The organism is Mesorhizobium sp. M6A.T.Cr.TU.014.01.1.1 (genome assembly GCF_004022765.1).
GTDB classification, from domain to species: Bacteria; Pseudomonadota; Alphaproteobacteria; order Rhizobiales; family Rhizobiaceae; genus Mesorhizobium; species Mesorhizobium mediterraneum.
The window spans coordinates 59663-81678 of the sequence record NZ_RZPG01000006.1 but is presented as its reverse complement, the minus strand read 5'-3'; the positions used below and the strand labels follow the sequence as shown (position 1 = coordinate 81678).

Annotated in this window: 21 protein-coding genes; 14 read left to right on the top strand and 7 right to left on the bottom strand. The window is 62.2% G+C overall.

From position 1 onward, the window contains the following. Positions 1-552 carry a MaoC family dehydratase gene (locus EN885_RS08675; RefSeq protein WP_095484001.1) on the bottom strand — a complete coding sequence of 184 codons (552 nt, stop codon included), beginning with the start codon at positions 550-552 and terminating at the stop codon, positions 1-3. A 191-nt stretch (positions 553-743) separates the two neighbouring features. On the opposite strand from EN885_RS08675, the gene EN885_RS08670 reads away from it, so the two are divergent. From EN885_RS08670 to EN885_RS08605, 14 genes are all read left to right on the top strand, one after another. Further along, a complete protein-coding gene (locus EN885_RS08670; protein ID WP_128241222.1) occupies positions 744-1841 on the top strand; it encodes a lactonase family protein in 1098 nt (365 codons plus the stop codon). A 102-nt stretch (positions 1842-1943) separates the two neighbouring features. After that, positions 1944-3461: an alpha/beta hydrolase gene (locus EN885_RS08665; protein WP_128241221.1), complete on the top strand. Its 1518-nt coding sequence runs from the start codon at positions 1944-1946 to the stop codon at positions 3459-3461. Positions 3462-3783: 322 nt separating this feature from the next. Next, the gene (locus tag EN885_RS08660; RefSeq protein ID WP_095483750.1) at positions 3784-4812 is read left to right on the top strand and encodes a proline racemase family protein; all 1029 of its coding nucleotides are present in this window, start codon (positions 3784-3786) and stop codon (positions 4810-4812) included. 76 nt (positions 4813-4888) lie between these two features. After that, a complete protein-coding gene (locus EN885_RS08655; protein WP_127203612.1) occupies positions 4889-5473 on the top strand; it encodes a DUF1349 domain-containing protein in 585 nt (194 codons plus the stop codon). Further along, positions 5466-6548: a Gfo/Idh/MocA family oxidoreductase gene (locus EN885_RS08650; RefSeq protein ID WP_128241220.1), complete on the top strand. Its 1083-nt coding sequence runs from the start codon at positions 5466-5468 to the stop codon at positions 6546-6548. Before EN885_RS08655 ends, EN885_RS08650 begins: the two co-directional genes overlap by 8 nt. A 109-nt stretch (positions 6549-6657) precedes the next feature. Then, complete coding sequence (locus EN885_RS08645; RefSeq protein WP_128241219.1) at positions 6658-7569, top strand: dihydrodipicolinate synthase family protein; 912 nt, start codon at positions 6658-6660, stop codon at positions 7567-7569. Between the two features lie 93 nt (positions 7570-7662). Further along, positions 7663-9162, top strand: coding sequence for an aldehyde dehydrogenase family protein (locus EN885_RS08640; RefSeq protein WP_128241218.1), 1500 nt, complete (start codon positions 7663-7665; stop codon positions 9160-9162). Between the two features lie 53 nt (positions 9163-9215). Beyond that, positions 9216-10853 carry a choline dehydrogenase gene (locus tag EN885_RS08635; RefSeq protein ID WP_126103489.1) on the top strand — a complete coding sequence of 546 codons (1638 nt, stop codon included), beginning with the start codon at positions 9216-9218 and terminating at the stop codon, positions 10851-10853. Positions 10854-10931: 78 nt separating this feature from the next. Then, positions 10932-11612 (top strand): GntR family transcriptional regulator, encoded by a 681-nt coding sequence (locus EN885_RS08630; RefSeq protein WP_095483756.1) that lies wholly within the window; start codon positions 10932-10934, stop codon positions 11610-11612. A 242-nt stretch (positions 11613-11854) separates the two neighbouring features. Then, positions 11855-13009, top strand: a complete 1155-nt coding sequence (locus EN885_RS08625) for a PotD/PotF family extracellular solute-binding protein (RefSeq protein WP_126103488.1) — start codon at positions 11855-11857, stop codon at positions 13007-13009. After that, entirely contained in the window at positions 12982-13155 is a 174-nt protein-coding gene (locus EN885_RS34135) for a hypothetical protein (RefSeq protein ID WP_245493041.1), read from the top strand. The genes EN885_RS08625 and EN885_RS34135 overlap by 28 nt, the downstream gene beginning before the upstream one ends. After that, positions 13148-14068, top strand: a complete 921-nt coding sequence (locus EN885_RS08615) for an ABC transporter permease (RefSeq protein ID WP_245493034.1) — start codon at positions 13148-13150, stop codon at positions 14066-14068. The genes EN885_RS34135 and EN885_RS08615 overlap by 8 nt, the downstream gene beginning before the upstream one ends. A 3-nt stretch (positions 14069-14071) precedes the next feature. Beyond that, positions 14072-14860 carry an ABC transporter permease gene (locus EN885_RS08610; protein ID WP_128241216.1) on the top strand — a complete coding sequence of 263 codons (789 nt, stop codon included), beginning with the start codon at positions 14072-14074 and terminating at the stop codon, positions 14858-14860. 12 nt (positions 14861-14872) lie between these two features. Then, entirely contained in the window at positions 14873-15958 is a 1086-nt protein-coding gene (locus EN885_RS08605; RefSeq protein WP_128241215.1) for an ABC transporter ATP-binding protein, read from the top strand. A 98-nt stretch (positions 15959-16056) separates the two neighbouring features. Here the strand turns inward: EN885_RS08605 and EN885_RS08600 are convergent, their stop codons facing one another. The 6 genes from EN885_RS08600 to EN885_RS08575 all read right to left on the bottom strand — a co-directional run bounded on the left by EN885_RS08600 (position 16057) and on the right by EN885_RS08575 (position 21900). After that, on the bottom strand, positions 16057-16287 hold the full coding sequence (locus tag EN885_RS08600) for an AbrB/MazE/SpoVT family DNA-binding domain-containing protein (RefSeq protein ID WP_128241214.1): 231 nt from the start codon (positions 16285-16287) through the stop codon (positions 16057-16059). A gap of 69 nt (positions 16288-16356) precedes the next feature. Further along, entirely contained in the window at positions 16357-17289 is a 933-nt protein-coding gene (locus EN885_RS08595) for a nucleoside hydrolase (RefSeq protein WP_128241213.1), read from the bottom strand. Between the two features lie 11 nt (positions 17290-17300). Then, on the bottom strand, positions 17301-18314 hold the full coding sequence (locus tag EN885_RS08590) for a nucleoside hydrolase (protein WP_126103482.1): 1014 nt from the start codon (positions 18312-18314) through the stop codon (positions 17301-17303). A gap of 11 nt (positions 18315-18325) precedes the next feature. Then, on the bottom strand, positions 18326-19312 hold the full coding sequence (locus tag EN885_RS08585) for an ABC transporter permease (RefSeq protein WP_128241212.1): 987 nt from the start codon (positions 19310-19312) through the stop codon (positions 18326-18328). Next, positions 19300-20340: an ABC transporter permease gene (locus EN885_RS08580; RefSeq protein ID WP_128241211.1), complete on the bottom strand. Its 1041-nt coding sequence runs from the start codon at positions 20338-20340 to the stop codon at positions 19300-19302. Before EN885_RS08580 ends, EN885_RS08585 begins: the two co-directional genes overlap by 13 nt. Before the next feature lie 33 nt (positions 20341-20373). Then, the gene (locus tag EN885_RS08575) at positions 20374-21900 is read right to left on the bottom strand and encodes an ABC transporter ATP-binding protein (RefSeq protein WP_164897811.1); all 1527 of its coding nucleotides are present in this window, start codon (positions 21898-21900) and stop codon (positions 20374-20376) included. Between the last annotated feature and the right edge of the window lie 116 nt (positions 21901-22016).

Genomic DNA, 22016 nt, shown 5'->3' with positions numbered 1-22016 from the left:
CTATTTCTCCGTCTTGCCGGCGAAATCGGCTGGATTGCGGTACTTCACCGTCTGCAGGTGTTCGCAATAAAGCACGAGCTCTCCTTCACCCTTGAAGACTTCATAGCTGGCGCGGATCAGCCCCATCTCCTTATATTTGGGTTTCTTGTCGAGGTTGGAGCGGATCGAATAGATCGTGTCGCCGATGAACACCGGTTTGATGAAGCGCAATTTATCGTAGCCATAGGAAAATGCGTTGACGCAATTGGTGGCGACGAGGCCGAGCCCGGCCGAGAACACGAAGGCGCCGGCGACCAGCCGCTTGCCGAAAATGCCTTCTGTTTCGGCGAACATCTGGTCCTGCACGTAAGGGTGGATATCGAGCACCAGCGCGTTGAAAAGGTGGCTGTCGCCCTCGGCCATGGTCCTGCGCAGCGAGCGGATTTTCTGGCCAACCGGCCAGTCTTCGTAGAACCAGTTCTCCGCGTTCCAGACGGGGAGATCGGCGTGGTCCTTCGGCATGTTGGCAGGGTGTGTCGATGCCACGCCGACGGTCGGCGCGAAACCCGTCATGACGGCGTCCGTTGGAAACACGGATCATCCGTCCGGGCGCGCCGCGGACCAGCGAATTGCATGATCGATCCTCCCGTCACTCTTCTTTTGTGAATAGTATTTTCACATATGGGGTTGTGTTGCAAGCGTGAACAGGCGAAATTTTGCTCGGATCCGCGGCGGACAACGCCGGCGGAACAAGGGAGGATTTGATGCAGAATGCCTGTCTGGTCTTCGTTGGCAGCCTCAACCGTGAGGCGCCGTATTTTCAGGGCGCGCGCGGTGTCGGGCTGGGTGTCTACAGCTTCGACGAAGAGACGCTGGAAACGAGGAAACTGACGGAGACGGGTGACGTCGACAATCCGACCTTTCTCTCGGTGACGCCGGACGGCTCCCGCATCTATGCCAACTCCGAAGTGTTCGCCTGGCGCGAAGGCGTGGTCTCGGCCTACCGCTTCGATCGGCAAACCGCCGCCCTGTCTTACCTCAACAAGCAGCCGAGCCTTGGCAGCATCACGGCGCACAACACAATCACGCGCGACGGGACGAAGCTGCTGGTCGCCAATTACGGCATGGGCGAAGGCGGTCCCGATCGCTCGGTCGTGGTTTACGGGCTGCGCGAGGATGGCGGCCTGACCGCGCCGTTGTCGAGCGTCGCCCATGCCGGAACTGGCCCCGACACAGCTCGTCAGGAACGCCCTCATGCTCACAGCGTCACCGAGACGATTGCCGGCGGCGTAGCGATCGTCGCCGATCTCGGCATCGATCGGCTTGTCTCGTACCGCATCGGGCCTGATGGCAGCCTGACCAGACTGGCGGAGTCGGTGCTTGCCTCAGGCGCCGGCCCACGTCATGTCGCGCTGCATCCGGGCGGCCGCTTCGTGTTCGTCATGAACGAACTGGATTCGACGGTGGTGTCGCTTGCGCTCGACGATACGTCAGGAAGGCTCTCGGTCATCGACACGAAGCCGGCTGTGCCTGCCGAAGCGCGCGACGGCAATCATTGCGCCGACATCCAGATCTCGCCCGACGGCCGCTTCCTTTACGGATCCAACCGCGGCCATGACAGCGTTGCGGTGTTTTCCGTCGACCAGGAAACAGGCGCGCTTGCGCTGGTCGATTACACGCCCTGTGGGGGCGCCACGCCGCGCAATCTGGCACTGACACCCTCGGGCGGCCATCTCTTCTCGGCCAACCAGAACGCCGACCGCATCTCGATTTTCGCGCGCGACGCAGCCACCGGCCGGCTGGCCGACACCGGGCGATACATCGCTGTCGGTACGCCAATGTGCGTGAAGATCGTCCGTTGAAAGTCACGCTGTCTCCTCGAGCAGCGAGGGCATGCACGGTCCTGTGATTTTGGCTGAGCCATCGGCGTGGTAGCTTCCAGTCGTTTCCGTTCCGGAGCCGTCATGCGTACCAAGCTGCTAGAAATCACCCTCGCTATGCTGCTGCTGGTTGGCGGCGTTCCAGCCGGCCATGCGCAAGTGGCCGAGCGGCCGTCGCCTTCGGGTGGAGTTCTGTCGCTGCTTCCGCCTCCCCAGGTCTCCGATCATTCGATCGTGATCGCGGGACGTACGCTGAACTACCAGGCAAAGGCCGGCACGCTGTCGTTGCTATCCGGCAAGGGCGACGTCACCGCAGAAGTTTTTCATGTCGCCTACACGCTACGCCCCGAGCCAAGCCGGGAACCTGATCCCCAGCGCCCTATCACTTTCGTATTCAACGGTGGTCCCGGAGCGGCTTCCGCCTATCTGCATCTTGGCGCGCTCGGTCCACGCGTGGTGGCGACGGCGGCTAATGGAAGCTTTCTTCCATCGCCGCAGAGGCTTTTGGACAACCCGAACACGTGGCTCGACATGACCGACCTGGTCTTTGTCGACCCGGTCGGAACGGGTTACAGCCGCGAAGCACCCGGAACCGAGGCACGCAGCTTCTGGGGCGTCAATCAGGACGCTGCCGCGATGGGCGCCTTCATCCGGCTCTATCTGGCACAGGCGGGCCGCACGGTGTCGCCGGTGTTTCTTGCCGGCGAAAGCTATGGCGGGTTTCGGGCGGCACTGCTTGCCAAGACGCTTCAGGATGATATCGGCATCAGTCCTCGCGGTATCGTGCTCATCTCGCCGGCGCTCGAATTCACACTCGTGCGGCCCGACGAGTTCCAGCCGCTTCACTGGGCGCTTGAGCTCCCGTCGCTGGCGGCGGTGCGCCTGCGCAGCGAAGGCGTCACCGGTTCCGAGTTGCAGGAGCGGCTGGCCGATGTCGAACGCTATGCGCTTGGCGACTATCTCGTCGCGCTTGCCAGCGGGCTCGAGGAGGGTGGGCGCCTGGCGAGCCCGCGCGTTGCCGAAATCACCGGCCTGCCGCTTGAACTCGTCAAACGAAACTTTGCACGCATTCCCACCGCACTCTTCGCCAGGGAGTTTGCACGGGCAAGGGGCAATGTTCTCAGCGCCTATGACGGCACGATCGAAACGGCGGACATCGCGCCGGAAAGCCTGAGATACAGCGGTCCTGATCCGGTCCTCGACCGAAGCGTGCCGGTGCTCACTTCCGCCTTTGTCAGCTATATGCGTGACGAATTGAAATTCCGCACCGATCTAAGTTACCGGCTCCTCAACCGTGAAGTCAGCGGCAATTGGGATTACGGGACGAGCCCGACGCGTCAGGGCTATGTCGGCGTGATGGATGACCTTCAGCAGGCGCGCGCGTTGAACCCTGGCCTCGGCGTTTTGATCGTCAACGGCTACACCGACCTGGTGACACCCTATTTGGTGTCACGCTACCTTGTCGGCCAGATTCCTTCGCTTCCGGGCGCAAAGCCCATCCGCGTCGACCTGCTGGAAGGCGGCCACATGATGTATTTCAGGCCAGACAGCCGGCGCGCGCTGAGAGAGGCCGCGTCCGAGCTTTACGAAACGCCGAAATGAAACGGTTTTGTGAAGCAATTCTCGCTTTCCGAATGTGAAAGACGCTTTGGCTGCCTTCGAACGATGCGTGCGGCCATGAATGTGGCGATTGCGACCGGGTAGTCGATCAACACCTGATGGTCTTCGTCTAGCCGGATGGATCCAGCCGGCACTACGGCGCCGGCCTGAATGCCGGACGCCAACTCTTTTCGATGAGCGCATTGACAAAAAATCATCGCCGCAATAATCCAATATATTGGATGCAATACGCGGACCACTTGCGACAAAAGCACACCAGGTGCGTGATGATCGTCGACAAACCTGGACCTGAGGATACAAGCCAATGAACCTGGATCGCGTCATTACCGTCGTCGGAGCCCATGCCGAGGGCGAGGTGGGCCGGGTGATCACCGGCGGCGTCCTGCCGCCGCCGGGTGCTACGATGTTCGAGCGCATGGAGAATCTGGAACGCGAAAGCGCGTGGCTTCGCAACATGCTGCTGTTCGATCCGCGCGGCAGCGTCAATGCAGCCGTCAACCTGATCACGCCGCCGATACGCGCCGACGCCGATATCGGCATGATCGTCATGGAGTCGGACTACTTCGTGCCGATGTCGGGCTCGAACCTGATCTGCACGGTCACGGTCGCCCTCGAGGCGGGCATGATCCCGATGCGCGGCGCTGAGACTATCGTCAGGGTGGACACGCCGGCCGGCCTGGTCGAGGTGACGGCGGATTGCAGTGGCGGCAAGTGCCGTCGCATCACGTTCCGCAACGTCCCGTCGTTCGTCATGCATCGCGACCGGATGGTCGACGTGCCCGGGATCGGATCGCTACGGGTCGATGTCGCCTATGGCGGCATGATCTACTGCATTGTCGATGCCGAGGACGTCGGCGTCACCCTGGCGCGCGACGAGGCGCGCGACCTGATCGAGCTCGGCGAACGCATCAAGGCGGCAGCGGCCGAACAGCTTCCCTCGATCCATCCGGAGAACCCGTCGATCAACACCGTCAACCAAACCGAGTTCGCCGGTCCGCTGCGGGTCGTCGACGGCGTGAAGACCTCGAAGAATGCCGTGGTCGTCTCTCCCGGTCGGCTCGACCGTTGCCCCTGCGGCACGGGAACCTCAGCGCGGATGGCCTTGCTGCATGCGCGCGGCGATCTCGCTGTGGGCGAGCGCTTCCGGCATACTTCGATTCTCGACACCGTCTTCGATTGCCGCATCGTTGAAACGGCGATGGCGGGCAATGTGCCCGCGGTGGTGACTGAGATCTCCGGGCGCGCCTGGCTGACCGGAGTGAGCCACTACGGGGTTGATCCGGAGGATCCATTTCCCGAGGGCTACCGCCTGTCGGACACCTGGTTCAGGTAGTCGCCGACAAAACTTTGCCGGCTAATCAGACTGCGCAAAACCCATCACGCAACGCGAACCGAACAGGCAAAAGCCGATGACGAAATCTAAGAATACCGACCTGACCTGGCTCAACCCGCCACCACATCACGCGTTTTCCGGCAACACTTTGAATGTGCGCACCGGCAAGGAGACCGATTTCTGGCGCGAGACATTCTACGATTTCTGGCGCGACAGCGGTCATTTCCTCTATCGCCAGGTCGAGGGCGACTTCAGCGCCGAGGTCACGGTCAAGGGCGACTACAAGGTGCTCTACGACCAGGCCGGATTGATGGTCCGGCTGAGCGAGACGCATTGGGTCAAGGCCGGCATCGAATTCACCGACGGGCTGATGTATTTCTCCGTCGTCGTCACCAACGATGCGTCCGACTGGTCGCTGGTCAGCATTCCGGCAAGTCCGGACGGCGTCAGGATCCGACTGACCCGCCACGCCGAAGCGATCCGCATCCAGTATCTGGATGCGTCCGACGGCCACTGGAAGCCGGTGCGGCTTGCCTATTTCCCACCCTCGAAAACGATCGATGTCGGCATGATGTGCTGCTCGCCGCAACGTGAAGGTTTCGAAGTCACATTCAGTGATTTTTCGGTCGGCCCGGCGATATCGAGGGAACTCCATGACTGACACGCCCCAAGCGGTGCCGGCCGCGAGCCGCGCGCGTCGAGATGCGGACAAGGTCCGCTGGGCGATCGTGGGGGCAAGCCAGATCGCCCGCTCCTGGGTCGCCAAGGCGATCCAGTCGGTTCCGGATGCGGAATTGGTGGCGGTCGTCAGCCGCAGTGCCGCCCGCGGCCGCGCATTCGCGGACGATCTCGGGATACCGGTATCCGCGACAAGCCTCAAATCGCTTCTTGCCGAAACCGCGATCGACGCAGTCTACGTCTCGACCAACAATGCCAGGCATCGCGACGACACGCTCGAAGCTGCGGCAGCGGGCCTGCACGTGCTCTGCGAAAAGCCGCTCGGGCTGACGCTGTATGATGCCGTCGAGATGGCCAGGGCCTGCGACCGCGCCGGCGTCGTCCTGGCGACGAACCATCATATGCGTGGCGCGGCGACGCACAGGGCGATCCGCGACCTGGTGCTGACAGGCCAAATCGGCCGGCCGCTCGCCGCGCGCGCGATGTATTGCGAATACTTGCCCAAGGAGTTGCAGACCTGGCGCACGAAGGACAAGGAACAGGGCGGGGTCATCTACGACCTGACCGTGCACAATGTCGACGTTCTGCGCTTCGTCCTTGCGGACGAACCGGTCGAGGTCATGTCGATGAAGGCAAGCAGCCTGATCGGCGAGAATGGTGTCGAGGACCAGGTGCAATCCATCGTCAACTTCGCTTCCGGGTTGATTGCCTACATGCATGAGGGCCAGGTCTTCGCCCATCACGAGACGGCGCTTGAGATCCATGGCACCGAAGGGTCGATCTATGGCCGGGGCATCCTGGATGAGGCGCCGTCCGGTCGGGTCTATCTTCGCCGCGGCACCGAGATGACGGAAATCCCGGTCGAGCCCGCCAACCTCTACGCCGCAACGATCGCCCAGTTCGACGCGGCAGTGCTTCATGGCGAACGTCCGGCGGCGACGGGTTGGGACGGCGTCGCCTCGTTGGCCACGGCGCTGGCCGTCAGACGCTCGGCGCAAGAGGGGGTGCGTGTGTCCGTGCCGCGCTTCGAGGGAAATCCGCCCGTTCCGGTGGTGTGACATGGCCGTATCGGCGTTGCCACAAGGTCGATTTCATAGTGGACTTTCAAATAGAATATTGTAGATTGGATACATTATTGCGAAAGCGAGTCCAAGGAGAGGCCAGACGATGACGCATTGGCAGGGGGTGTTCCCGGCGGTTACCACCAAGCTCGACCAGGACGGTTCGATCAATCTCGAAGCGACGCAGGCGAGCATCAACCGCCTCATCGACAATGGCGTTTCCGGCATCATCGTGCTGCCGATGCTGGGCGAGAACGCCTCGCTGCTGCCGCAGGAGAAGGAAGCCGTCATCCGGGCCGCCAGGGAAGCCGTTGCCGGCCGCGTTCCGCTTCTCTCCGGCCTTGCCGAGATTTCGACCGCCGGCGCGGCCGCGAGCGCCCGCAAGTTCCAGGATTACGGCGCCGAAGGCCTGATGGTGTTCCCGAGCCTCGGCTACAAAACCGACCCGCGCGAGACGGCCGAATGGTACAAGGCGATCGCCGGCGCCAGCGACCTGCCGATCATGATCTACAACAACCCGATCGCCTATGGCGTCGACGTCACGCCCGCCATCCTCAAGGTGCTGGCCGATTGCCCGACCATCGTGGCGGTCAAGGAAGAGACCGGTGACGTGCGCCGGGTCACCGACATGTTCATCGCGTTGGGCAATCGCTTCGATATCTTTTGCGGCGTCGACGACCAGATCGTCGAGAGCATGTCGCTCGGCGCTACGGGCTGGGTCTCGGGCATGACCAATGCCTGGCCGAAGGAATGCGTCGAGATTTTCACCCTGTGCGCATCCGGGAATTTTGCCGGGGCACGCGATCTCTATCGCATCATGACGCCGTCCTTCCATCTCGATACGCATGTGAAGCTCGTTCAATACATCAAAATGGCCGAACACCTCGTCTACGGCGCGCCGGAATGGACCCGGGCGCCGCGACTGCCGCTGGCCGGCGAGGAGCGCGAGCGCGTCGTTGCCACGATCAAGGCGACAATCGAGCAGCTCAAGCAGATGCAGTCACGCCGGGCCGCCTGATCCCACGCGGACGTCTGGGTCGGCACGCAAAGCTCCGCGTCGTCGGTTGCGCTTCGAAAGCCGCAGCCGATGGATGTGTCAGGGATGGATTGCATGGATAAAGTTCCAATGTTCGGCGTGTCCGACCTGAGGCAGACGCGCGATACGGCGCGGCGACTGGACACGTCCTGGATTGGCGACGGGTTTTCCCGCGACGGCGGCTCCGACGTCAGAAACATCATATCTCCCTTCGATGGGGAGACGATCAGCGAGGTCGCCTTTGCCAGCGAGAGGCAGGTAGATCTCGCCGTGCAGGCCGCCCGCGCGGCGCTGAAGGCAGATTGGGGCACGATGGGGCACGAAGGACGCGCGGCGTTGATCCGTGCGCTGGCGGATGCCGTCGAAAAGAATCGGCTCGAATTGGCGCTTCTCGAAAGCCTCGACGTCGGCAAACCGATCCTGCATTCCTACAATGACGATGTGCCGACGACGATCGGTGTGCTGCGCTGGTATGCCAGCCTGACCGAAACCGCCTACGATCTCAGCCCTGCCCGTCGCAAGGGCGTGCTCAGCCAGATCGTGCGCGAGCCGCAAGGCGTGGTCGGCATCGTCCTGCCCTGGAATTACCCGCTAACCACGCTGGCGCTGAAGATCGGCCCGGCGCTGGCCGCCGGCAACACGGTCGTCTGCAAGCCGGCCGACGATACGCCGCTCACCACGCTGCGGCTGGCGGAATTGGCGATCGAAGCGGGTTTCCCGGCTGGCGTCATCAATGTCGTGCCCGGCACTGGCGCGGTTGCCGGAAAGGCGCTGGGCCTGCATGGCGACGTTTCGGCGATCAATTTCACCGGTTCGACCGCCACAGGGCGGCGCTTCCTGCACTATTCGGCCGATTCGAATTTGAAGGAAATTTCGTTGGAATGCGGCGGCAAGAATCCTGCGATCATCCTGCCTGATGTCAAATCGCTCGACCGTTTCGCCGGCGACATTTCGACCGGCTTCCTGATGAATTCCGGCCAGCTCTGTTCGTCCATATCGAGGGTTCTCGCGCCGCGCACGCTGGAAGCCGATCTTCGCGACATGCTCGCCGCGAAGATGAAGGAATGGCCGATCGGCGATCCGTTCGATCCGGCCACACGCATCGGGCCGCTGGTCAGCGACACCCATGCGGCCAAGGTCAATCGCGCCATCGATAACGAGAAGCGGCACAACAGTGATTTCAGCGTGTCGGCAGCCGAAACCAAAGGCGCATCGCCACGCCTGGTCGAGCCGGTCGTGCTTTTCAATGTCGCCGAAAGCGCCGAGGCCTGGAGGGAAGAAATTTTCGGCCCGGTTCTGTCCGTCAGGTTCTACGACGATCTCGACAGCGCGATCCGCAGCGCCAATGACACTCAATACGGCCTGAGTGCTTATGTCTTCGGCGAGAATCCAGACGCAATTCGCGAGGCATCGGCCACGCTCGACGCGGGATTCGTGGCGATCAACGCCTTCTGCGAGGGCGACTTCACGACGCCGTTCGGCGGCTTCAAGACGTCCGGCTTCGGCGGCAAGGACAAAGGCATTCATTCGCTCGACCAGTATTCCCGGATCAAAAGCATCTGGTGGGCGACATAGGAACTCAGCCTGGCCGAAACATCCGGTCAGGTGCAAGTGAAGGTAAGTTCGACATGGCTTCCAAGGCGTATGACTATATCGTCGTCGGGGCAGGTGCCGCCGGTTCGATCGTCGCCGCCAGGCTAGGCGAGGACAAGAGCGTTCGAGTGCTGGTGCTGGAGGCCGGCCCGAGCGACAATTCCATCTACGTGCGCATGCCGGCGGCCATGTCCTACCCGCTGACCGACCAGCGCCGGACCTGGAGTTTCGAGACGGGACCGGAGGCCGCGCTCGGCGAGCGCATGATCACGCATGTCAGGGGCAAGATGCTGGGCGGGTCCGGGTCGCTCAACGGCATGGTCTACGTCCGCGGCAATCCGCGCGACTTCGACGGGTGGGCGCAGGACGGTCTGCCGGATTGGTCGTATGCCCATTGCCTGCCCTATTTCAAAAGGCTGGAGACCTATGACAACGGCGCCAATGCCTATCGAGGCGGCGATGGCCCCATCGCGATCACGACGCTCAAAGGCAATCTGCCGGTCTTCAAGGCGTTTCTCGAGGCTGGTCAACAGGCCGGTCATCCACTCAATCCCGACTACAATGCCTATCGCCAGGAAGGCGTCCATATCTACCAGGCGAATATCGACAGGGGTGTGCGGGCGAGCGGCGGCAGGGCCTATCTCAGGCCGGCAATCCGCAAGGGCAATGTCGAGCTGAAGCTGAATGCGCTGGTGCACCGGGTCAATTTCGACGGCAAGCGCGCGGTCGGCGTTACCTACGAGGCTGATGGTGCGACCCACACAGTTGAGGCAGGGCGCGAGGTGGTGCTGTGCGGCGGCGCCTTCAATTCGCCGCAGCTTTTGCTGCTGTCGGGCGTCGGTCGCCCAGACGAACTGGGCAGTCTGGGTATCAAGTCGGTCGCGGACGTGCCCGGTGTCGGCAAGGGGTTGGTCGACCATGTTGCCGTTTCGGTGCGTTACAGGGCATCGCGTCGCGGCGTCTCGCCCGCCATGGACCTGAACATGTTCAAGATGGGCCTGATCGGCGCGCAATGGCTGTTCATGCGCTCCGGGCTCGGCGTGACAAATCTTTGGGAGGTCGGCACGTTCTTCAGGAGCAGTGCGGCTGCCGACTATGCCAACATCCAGCATGAGTTTCTGCCGATGCTGGGCGAACTCATGCACGGCAAGGTCAACATCGAGGAGGGGTTCCAATACCAGACCTGTCTGATGCGGCCGGAGAGCCGAGGCGCTGTTACACTGAAATCGGCTGACCCGCGGATGCATCCGTCGATCATTTCCAACTACCTCGCGCATCCGCAGGACCAGCGGGATCTGATCGACGGCGTGCGTCACACCGACGAGATCATCCAGCAACGCGCCTGGGACGGCATGCGCGGGCAAGCCCTGACGCCAGGGCTCAGGACGATGCCCGATGCCGAAGTGCTTGCCTGGCTAAAGGAAAACCTCGGCACGCAGTACCACCCGTGCTCGACCTGCCGTATGGGCGTCGACGACATGTCGGTCGTCGACGCCGACGGCAAGGTGCACGAGACCGAGGGGTTGCGTGTCATCGATGCGTCGGTCATGCCGCGCATCACCAGCGGCAATTTGCACTGCCCGACCATGATGATTGCGGAAAAGCTTGTCGACCGCGTGCGTGGGCGCGCGCCGCTGCCGCCAGAGACGGTTGATTATGCGGATCAGCGTTGATGCAACGCCGACATTGGACCTCAATGAAATATTGGATACGATCCTGCGACGAGTAGAACGATTCTGAAAGCGCCTGCCATGCCGACACCGCCCAAGCCTCTGTTGCAGCGCCAGACCGTAACCGCGATGGTGGCCGAATATATAGCCGCCAAAATTATCGGTGGCGACTATCCTGGCGGCCACCAGATTCGCCAAGAGGCGATAGCGGCCGAGTTGGGCGTCAGCCGGATTCCGGTGCGCGAGGCGCTTCTGCAACTGGAAGCCGAAGGTCTTGTCGTCATCAGGACGCATCGCGGCGCAGTCGTCTCCGATCTATCGGCTGACGATGCGATCGACCTGTTCGATGCGCGGCTTCTGCTGGAACCCTTCCTCGTCAAAAAGGCCATAGCGCGCCTGTCCAATCAGGACATCGCCAATGTCGAGCGAGCGCTTCGTGACTATGAGGCTGCTATCGCCAGGGGCGATCCGAAGGAGCTCAGCCGTCTCAACTGGGCCTTTCATACGGCGCTGCTCGAGCCGTCGATGCGACCGCGTTCGATGGCGGTGCTACAAACGCTCTACAGTTCGGCGGATCGCTATCTGCGCCTGCAGATCGAGCCGTTGAAGGCGCAGACCAAAGCGCTGCAGGAGCATCGTGACATTTTTGAAGCCTATCGCCTGCGTGACGCCGTCGAGACATCGAGACTGCTCAAGAAGCATGTCGCCGACGCGGCCGAAGAAATCGTCAGCCAACTGAAGCGAGGCGAAGCCGCCGGCTGATCCTGCTTCAGCCGTATCGGCCTTTTCGTTTCGTCGAATCCGGGCGCACATCTGCCTGTCGTTCAAAATCGGCTGACGCGAGCGCAGCCGATCTGGATAGCCGTGACGCCTCCGCAAAATCTTCGCAAGACAATCAAAGCCGAGCGGTGGTAGGGCGAATTCGTTTGACTCTTAAGATTATTGTATCCAATATCCTGTAAAGCAAGATTGCCGTAAATTGCCACCAAAAAGGGGAATTCGCAATGACACGCAAAGCAGGAGACGAGGTCAATTCGGGCTTGTTCACGTCAGCGATCAGCAGGAGAGCCGTACTCACCGGAATGGCCGGTTTGGGAGGCGGGGCATTCCTGTTGAGGCTGTCCACGCTGCCTGCGCAGGCCGCTGCGGGCGGCGAACTCCAGGTCATGGCCTGGGAAGGCTATGACCTGACCAACGAGCTTTCGGACTGGCGCAAGGCAAACGGCGTGACGGTCGAGGCCACGTCGATCGCCAACCAGGATGACGTGCAGGCAAAATTCGTGGCCGGCAATCCACCGCCCATCGATTTGGCCGAATACAATCAGGCCTATGCCGATCTCTACGTCCGGGAAATGAAGATCGTAAATCCGATCGATATGTCGAAAGTGCCGAACTACAATCCCGACAACCTCTTCGGCCAGTTCTACGACCAGCCGACATGGTTCGCCGACGGGCAACATTGGGGATCGCCTTATATCTGGGGGTTCAACACGATCCTGTTCAATGCCGACAAGCTGGCCAAGCCGACATCCTACGCCGACCTGCTCGATCCTTCGCTCAAGGGCAAGATCGCCATCATGGACGACACGGTAAGCTCCTGGCCGGTCGCCGCGCGCGTTGCCGGTTTCGGCGACAAATATCCGCTGCTGACCAAAGACGAGCTCGGCAAGACTTTCGCGGAATTCTCCAAATACCGCGCTCAGGCCCGCGTCATCGCCCTCAACCAGGGCGAGCTCGTCAATCTCATGGTTTCCGGCGAGGTCGTTGCAGCACTTTGCGCCGATCCCTCTATCATCACACAGACCGACCAGCAGAACATGAAGATCGAGATGGCCATGCCGAAAGAAGGCCCGGTCCTGTGGGTGGATGCTTGGTTCATCCCGATTTCGGCGGACAATATCGAGGCCGCTCACGCCTTCATCAACCAGTCGCTCGATCCCGCCGTGCAGGCCAAGGTCGCCATGGCTGTGGTTCAGGCGCCGGTTTCCAAAAAGGCGGTCGCATTGCTTGATGAGAAGTCGCGCAGCCGCATCGACTATGACGCCATTGAGACGATGTTCGCAGCCGGCCTGCCCGGCATTCCACCACGGGCATCCGACACCCATGCCACCTATGACGACTGGGTCGCGGCATGGCAGGAATTCAAAGCGGGAATGTAGACTCCCCGTTGAATTGGCTGAATGAATTGGGATTGGCTATCGGCGTTGCCGATAGCGCGATCTGGACGTGGAAGATCCATGAAGGCACTAAGCGCTACCGCATCGGCCAGAAAGCCGGAATCGATTTCGGAAAGCGCGATGCGTAGATTCAAAGTGGCAGAGCGTCCTTTGCGCGTCCAAAAGGACGCGCGGCGCTCTAGCATGGGCGGCCTGCTGGCGGCACCCGCTGTTCTGTACATGATCATGTTTTTCGTCGTGCCGAGCCTGATCCTGTTCGTCTACAGTTTCTGGACGGCGGCCTCGTACAAGATCGTGCCGGACTTCGTGTTTTCGAACTACCTGAATTCGCTGATGTCGCCACTATTCTGGACGGTGACGATAAACGCCATCCTGATCGGGCTTGTCACGGCATCGATCACGCTGGTTCTGGCGATCCCGGTCGGCTATTACCTCGTCTATGTCAGCCGCTCGCAGGTCATCCTCTATCTCATCCTGATCACCTGGTTCTCCAGCTATCTTGTGCGCATCTATGCCTGGCGTACCTTGCTTGGCACCAGCGGCGTCCTCAACACCATCCTGCTTCAGGCCGGCATCGTCGACACGCCGGTCGGGGTACTCCTGTTCAGCCGGTTTGCTGTCGCGATCACGTTGATCCACATTTACCTGCCATTCTGCATCCTGCTGGTGGTGTCGTCGCTCAGCGAGATCAAGAAGGACCTTGTTGACGCCGCGCGCGACCTTGGCGCCTCGCCGCTTGGCGCCTTCTTCCGCGTCATCGCGCCCAACGCAGCCAACGGGCTGGTCGGCGCCTTCATGCTGACCTTCGTCATGGTTGCGGGCGACTATGTCACGCCGCAGATGCTGGGCGGCTCGTCGGGTCAGACGACGGGGCTGCTGATCGCCGATCAGTTCCGCAAGACCGGAAACTGGCCCCTCGGTGCCGCCCAGGCCTTCCTGATGTTTCTGGTGTCGATCGCCATCTACTTCGCCGTGATGGGGCTTGGGCGTGCAACAGGTCTGATCGTGAAACGCCGGCCTGCAAAGAAAGTGGGAGCGTAGCCAGTGGTCCTCAGAATTGTCGTCTGGTCGATCCTGGCGTTCTTGCTGATGCCGCTGGTGATTATCGTTCTCTTTTCTTTCCATGCGAGCCCTTCGCTATCCTTCCCCTTTGCCGGCTTCAGTCTGCGCTGGTACGCCGATGTGCTTGGCAATGCCCAACTCGGCTCGGCACTGGTCAAGAGCCTCACCGTCGCCTGCTTCACCGCGCTGATCACGCTTGTCCTCGGTGCGGCTGCCTCGCTTGCCTGGCTTCGCCTGGGGCAGGGAGGTCGCGCCTTGCTGGAGGTGCTGTGCCTGACGCCGATCGCGCTTCCAGGTCTCTTCGTCGGCGTCTCGCTTCTGGTGCTGTTCGCCCAGGCACGCGTCCAGCTGTCGACGGTCACTATCGTCATCTCGCACGTGGTGCTGGCCCTGCCCATCCTGATCGTGGCGATGCGCGCCCGGCTGGCGTTGTTCGATCCGTCGCTGGAGGAAGCCTCGCGCGATCTTGGCGCCAGCCAGATGCAGACCTTCGGCAAGGTGACGCTGCCGCTGATCGCACCGACGCTGATCGCTTCGGCCATATTGGCGTTTGCGGTGTCTTTCGACGAATTCGTCGTGACGTCCTTCGTCGCCGGCACCGAGACGACCTTGCCCATGTATATCTGGTCGATGATGCGCCGCACGGTCACCCCGCTCATCAATGCCATTTCGACGCTCGCTCTTCTGTTCTCGATTGCCATCCTCTTCATTGCCTGGCTCATCGGCCATCTGCGCAGAAGGTCGGCCATCGCCGGCCGCACCGTTTCATAAGGATCGACAGGCATGACAATCCGCCCGCCCGTGATCGAGATAGCCGCTGCCGAAAAAATGTTCGGCTCGTTTCAGGCGCTGAGCGACATAAGCCTGTCTATCGAACAGGGCGAGATCGTAACCTTGCTTGGTCCCAGCGGCTGCGGCAAGACGACCCTCATGCGGCTCATAGCAGGCTTCGAGACAGTGACTGCCGGCACCGTCAAGATCGATGGCAAGGATTGTGCCGACCAGCCGCCCGAGCGGCGGCCTGTGAACATGGTCTTCCAGCGCTATGCGCTTTTTCCGCATCTCGACGTTTTCGAGAACGTCGCCTTCGGCCTGAAGGTCAGGGGCACGCCCAAGGCGGAAATCCGCGAGCGGGTCCAGCACATGCTGCATATCGTTCAGCTCGACAGCTTCGCCAACCGCTATATCAACGAGTTGAGTGGCGGCCAGAGCCAGCGCGTGGCGCTCGCCCGGGCGCTCGTCAATGGTCCGAAAGTTCTGCTGCTCGATGAGCCGCTTGCCGCCCTCGATCTGAAGATCCGCCAGCACATGCTGGTCGAGATGAAGCGCATTCACGCCGAGACCGGCGCCACCTTCGTCTACGTCACGCATGATCAGGACGAAGCGATGATCCTCTCCGACCGTGTCGTTCTCATGGAGAAAGGCCGCATCGTTCAGATCGACCGGCCCGAAATCATGTACGCGGCGCCAAGGTCGCTGTTCGCCGCCAAGTTCCTCGGCGAGACCAATTTGTTCGAGGCGGCAATGGCAAGCGACGATGCTTCCGGCATGACTGCCGTCACCGCATCGGGGCTCCGCTTTCACAGTTCTGTCGTTCCCGCCGGCGAATTGCGCGGCAAGGTGATCGTCTCAATCCGACCGGAGTCCTTCCGCTTCGCCAGAGACAATGACACCACGCAATCGGCGACCGGGCAGGTCGAGGATGTCATCTTCATCGGCAGCAGATCGTTCTATACCATCCGCCTGGCTGACGGCATTCGCGTTCGCGTTCAAATCCAGCGGAGCACGCGTACCAGCTTGCCGAAACCGGGTGAGAAAGCAGAAGTTTTCTGGGACTCGGAAAATGTCGTCATCCTTCCGCAATCCTGATTGCCGGCTGTCGGTCAGATCTTCGGAAAAGGAAGCCTGCACAGGATATGTGCCGCTAAGACCTAACTGACCGGCTGATAAACATTCCGCGGCTCGTTCTACCGGGCATTCGCCTCTTCCCGGTCGAACTTGAAATCGGCGGGAAGGCGACCGTGGAAGGCGCGAAGCCGTTTCAGCAATTCCTCGGGCGCAGCTTTGCGCGCGACGCCAAGCCGTCCGGCATCGGTCACATGGATTTCAATCTCATCGCCTTCCCTGAGTTCGAGCGCCTCGACGACAACGGTGGGAAGACGGATGGCGAGACTGTCGCCCCACTTCGAGACCCGCATCACGCTCTCCCATGGATATACGTCCGGCGAGATGTATATCCGCAGGAGGCTAGCACCGAAAGACCCAGTCTAATCCCGGAGCAGATCGAACATCAATTTGAAGAAGCGGTCTGCATCGACTTCGTGCGCGATCCGGGCGTTGTCCTGTTCGCCACGCTCGCCCCAGAAATCGGCAACGGTCGCGCCGAATGCGTAAGTGCCCGACAGATTGACGCCGATATGGGCGGGACGCGTGCGCACCAGCGTCGGGTCGATGGCCAGCGCCAGCACCAGAGGATCGTGCATCGCCCCACCGACGCCCATCGAGTTGCGATGCAGCTTCTCGTAGAACAGCAGCCAGTCGTTGACGAGCCGGCCGAGCGGCGTGTCGATGGTTGCGAGCTCGGCATATTGTGGCGCCTCGATCAGCACCTGCATGGTGACATCGAGGCCGACCATCAGGATCGGCACACTACTGTCCAGGACGATCTTCAGCGCTTCCGGGTCGCAGAAGGCATTGAACTCGGTCGGCGTGATGATCTCGCTCCTGCGATAGAACACGCCGCCCATCCAGATCAGTTCCTTGATCTTGGGCAGCACGTCGCGATGTTTCAGGATCAGCAGGCCGATATTGGTCAGCGGCCCGGTGGCGACAACCAGGATCGGCTCGGGCGAGGCGCGCAACGTGTCGGCGAGGAAATCGACCGCATGCTGCTTGACCGGCTTGATCGTTGCCTGCGGCAGGTAGGGGGAGCCTTCCAGGCCGCTTGGCCCGTCGGCGGTGCCGAGCACCAGAGGCCGTGCCAGCGGGCGATGGCAGCCCTGCGCCACCGGAACGTCGCCGGCGCCGATGAATTCGAGGATGCGCAGCGTATTGGCCGTCGTCTTCTCGACCTCTGCGTTGCCGCAGGTCGTGGTGACGCCGAGCAGTTTGATGGCCGGCGAGCGATGCGCCATGACCAGCGCAATGGCGTCGTCGTGACCAGGATCGCAATCGAACAATATGGGAGTTGCAGTGGTCATCGTATCGTTCCTCACGCCGCCCGCTCGTACTGCGCGACGGTCTGTTTGAACATGTTGAGGAAGCGCCGGCCGTCGAGGTCGGTGCAGATGCGCGTGGTCTTCGGTCCGCCGCCGGGCAGCAATTGCCGGCCGCGATAGGCGACGATCTGTCCGCGCGCTATACGCCCGTCCAGCACGACGTCGACGAACAGCGGCTCGGTCATCGTGGCAAGGCCCGGATCGAAAGCTAGCGCTACAGTGATCACGTCGTCCATCGGGAAGCCGACCAGATCGAAGAATTCGCGCCAGATGTCGATATAGATCGGAAAGCTGTCGGCGATCATCTCGAGAACGGGATTGTCCTTGGCGCCGGCCTGCATGTCCGCGAGGTCGTCGCGCGTCAGCATCGAGGCGGCGACACGGTTGTCCTCGCAGATGTCGAGCGGCACGAGGATCTTGTCGACATCGGCGTTCAGCACGATGCGCGAGGCCTCCGGGTCGGCCCAGATGTTGTATTCCGACAGCGGCGTGATGTTGCCGGGCGTCTGAAAGTTGCCGCCGAGCACCAGCAGGCGCTTGAGCGCCTCCGTCAGCCGGGGTTCCTGCAGCAGCGCCATCGCCGCGTTGGTCAGCGGGCCGGTCGTCACCAGCGTGATCTCGCCGGGATTGGCCATCACCGTCTCGATAATGAAGTCGACCGCGTGCCCCGGCGTTGCCTGGCGCGCCGGCGTCGGCGCCGGTGGATTGAATTTCTTCAGGCGGTCGCCGAAGCGCGCCACGAGCCGCTTTTCGAAATGAACCGGCGCTTCCATATCCGCCTTGGCGTTGCCGACGATCGGCCGCCATGCACCGGCATGAACCGGGATGTCGTCGCGCCCCGCAAGGGCCAGCGTGTTGAGGACGACGTTGGTGACCTGCTCGATCGGCCCGGCCGCACCCGTCACGGTGGTCACGCCTTCGAGCCGAAGATTTGGATTCGCCGCGGCAAACAGCACGGCGAGAATATCGTCGCCGGCAGAATCCACGTCGAGGATTATGCGTTCCATGGAAAGTTCCTTCATGAGGGATGTCTGCCGTCCGGCCCGGGATTCTTGTCCACCGACAGCAGCCTTTGCATCGAGGCCAGTGTTTCCATGATGATCCTTGGCCGCGCGCGATAGGAGAGCGCGAACAGCGCCGTGAGCGCGACGACGTAGGGGACGGTGAGAACCAGATAGGACGGGTAGCCGAATGTCTGCAGGCGCAGCGAGAAGGCATCGGCGAAGCCGAACAGCAGGCAGCCGGCCAGCACCTTCAGCGGATCGCCATTGGAGAAGATCAGGATTGCCACCGCCATGAAACCGCGGCCCGATGACATGTTTTCGGTGAACATGGTTATGTAGCCAAGCGACAGATGCGCACCGGCCAGACCCGCCAGCAATCCGCACAGCAGCGACGCGATGTAACGGACACGCGTGATCGAGATGCCGAGCGCCTCGGCGGCTTCGGGCTTCTCGCCCACGACGCGGATATAAAGCCCGAGCCGGGTGCGGTTATAGAACAGGACCAGCAGCGGCACCGCGATGAACGCGAGATAGACGATCGGCGTGAAGCCGGAGATCAGCGATGCCCATGAGCCGAGAAGGTCGCGGGCGCCGGGCAGCTGGACTTTCGGCAGGCCGACGATGCCTTGACCGACAATGGAGCCTCGCGTGCCGAAGATCGCCTTCATCAGCGAGATCGTCATGCCGCCGGCGAGAATGTTGAGGGCCAGCCCAACGACCACTTCATTGGCCCGGAAGCTCACCACCAGAACGGCAAAAACCAGGGCAAAGGCGAGCGCCGCCGCAACGCCGCAGGCGACGCCCAGCAGCGCGGAACCTGTCCAGATCGAGCCGAGGACGGCGAAGAAGGCACCTGCCAGCATCTGGCCTTCGAGGCCGATGTTGAAGATGCCGGCCTTGGTGGTGAACGAGCCGCCGAGCGCGACCAGAAGGATGGGCGCCGTGGTGCGAAGCGTCGCAGCGATCAGCGCGACATTGACGAGCTTGTCTAGAATTTCCATCGCCGCTCCCCTGCCTGGCTGTCGCCGCGGCGCCTGACCAGAACCTGCGCCGACACGCTGAGGATGATCAGCGCCTGGATCACGGTGATGATCTCGCGCGACGCGCCGGTATCGACCTCGAGCAGCAGCGACCCGTTGCGCAGGGCGCCGAAGAACAGCGCGGTGAAGATGGTGGCGACCGGCGAGCCATTGGCGAGCAGGGCGGCGATCAGCCCATCGAAGCCGAAACCGGGAGCAAACCCTTCCATGAACCGGTGATGGACGCCGAGCGTCTCTACGCCACCGGCCAGTCCGCCAACGGCGCCTGAAAGGAGCAGGACCAAAAAGCCCTGCCGTTTGACGTTGACGCCACCATATTCGGCGAATTTCGGCGCCGAGCCGACCATCGTCACGCCGTAGCCCCAACTTGTGTAGCGAAAGACAAGTGCCGCGCCGATCGCCAGCACCAGACCGATGACGAGGCCCCAGTTCAACCGCGAGAAGGCGAAGATCTCCGGCAGATAGGCTGTCGGCAGGATCGGCGGCGTCTCCGACCAGCCACCTGGCCGCTTGAACAGAAAGATCGTGAAATAGGAGGTCAGCAGCACCGCGACGTAGTTCGACAGGATCGTCGAGACGACTTCGTTGGTGTTGTAGCCGGCGCGGAAATAGGCAGGGATGGCGACCCAGGCGGCACCCGCGACGACCGCGAGCGCCAGTGCCGCCAGCATGTGAATGCCCGCGGGCAGGGGAAAGGCGAAGCCGACCCAGGCAGCAGCGAAGCCGCCGAGGAAAAGCTGACCCTCGATGCCGACGTTGAACATGCCGCCGCGCAAGCCGACGCAGGCAGCGACGCCGCAGATCAGGATCGGCGTCGTCTGCAGCAAGGTTCCGGCAATCTTTGCCTGATCACCGAAGGCGCCGCGCAACAGCGTCATGAAGACACGTACCGGGCTTTCACCGACCATCAGGATGATGATCGCGCCCATGAGCAGCGCCACGGCGACGGCGATGACCTGACCGGAAACGGCACGCAAACGGTCGTTCATCTTGGAGAGTCCGGCATCATGTAAGCTCCGGCATCATGCAGGCTCCGCGGCGAATCCCGGCACGGCCACGCCTGCCATCATCATGCCGATGCGGTCCTCATCGGCATCATCGCCGGCGACCTCGCCCATGATCCGTCCGTTGAACATTACCAGGATGCGATCGGCAAGGGCGGCAAGTTCGTCGAGCTGCACAGAAATCAGCAGGATTGCGCGGCCGGCCGCGCGCTGGCGCATGATCTCGTCATGAATGGCCTCCTGCGCGCCGATGTCGACGCCGCGCGTCGGCTGATCGATCAGCAGGAAGTCGGCGCCGTTGGTGAACTCGCGCGCCAGCACGACCTTCTGGATGTTGCCGCCCGAAAGCCGTTTGACGGCATCGCCCGATCCTTGCGCGCGAATATCGAAATCCTTGATCAGCTTGGAAGCGTTTTGGCCGATGGCGTTCCAGTTGAGCAGGCCGCTGCGGCTCCATGGCGCGCGGCGCTGGCGACCCATCAGCATGTTTGCCGCAATCGATGCATTGCGGTCGACCCCGCGGACCATCCGATCGCCTGGCACATGCGCCAAGCCGGCCTCGCGGATTTCGGCGGGGGAGAGGGTGGCAAGGTTGCGGCCCTTCAGCCGGGCTACGCCATGGCTTGCCGGACGCAGGCCCGAAAGCACCTCCGCCAGTTCCGTCTGGCCGTTGCCGGCCACGCCGGCAATTCCCACCACCTCGCCGGAGCGGACGGTGAAATTGACGTCGCGTAGCGCCGGCAATCGGCGGTCGTCGCGCGCCCACAGTTGCTCGACTTCGAGGATCACCTCGCCATGCTGCGGTTCGCGCGGACGGCGATCGAAGCTGACCTCGCGCCCGACCATCATGCGCACCAATTCGTCCTTGCTGAGTTCGGCTGTCGGGCGCGTCGCCACCCTCCTGCCGTTGCGCAGCACCGTCACGGTGTCTGAGACCTCCATCACCTCTTCCAGGTGATGCGAAATGAAGATCACCGTCATACCCTCCGCCACGAAGCTGCGCAGCGTCTGGAACAGTTCACGGCTCTCCTGCGGCGTCAGCACCGCGGTCGGCTCGTCGAGGATGATGGTGCGCGCGCCACGCACCAGCACCTTCAGGATTTCGATGCGTTGCTCTATGCCGACCGAGAGCAGTCCGACGCGCTCGGTCGGATCGACCCGCAGCCCGAAACGCTCCGACAGTTCGCGCGTGCGCGCGATCTGAGCGGCGTGGTCGATCAGCCCATGGCGGCGGATCTCCATGCCGAGAAAAACATTGTCGGCGACTGAGAGCGAGGGAACCAGCTTGAAATGCTGATGCACCATGCCGAGACCGGCCTTGATGGCGACGGCGGGATCGGCGACCACCGTCTCCTCGTCGTTCAGCCGGATTGAGCCTTCGTCGGGCTGCAGGAGACCGAACAGGATGTTCATCAACGTCGTCTTGCCCGCACCGTTCTCGCCGATGATGGCGTGGATTTCGCCCCGGCGCACGGCAAGGTCGATGCCGTCATTGGCAACGAAGGCGCCAAAACGCTTGGTGATGCCCGTCAATGCTACGGCCATCCCAGCGACATTGGGGCCGGCAACACTGGCGCCGGCAACACTGGCGCCGGCAGCATTGTTACCGGCATTGTGGAGGGTCGGCGACCCCGGCACGTTCGACACCTTGCTTCTCGCAA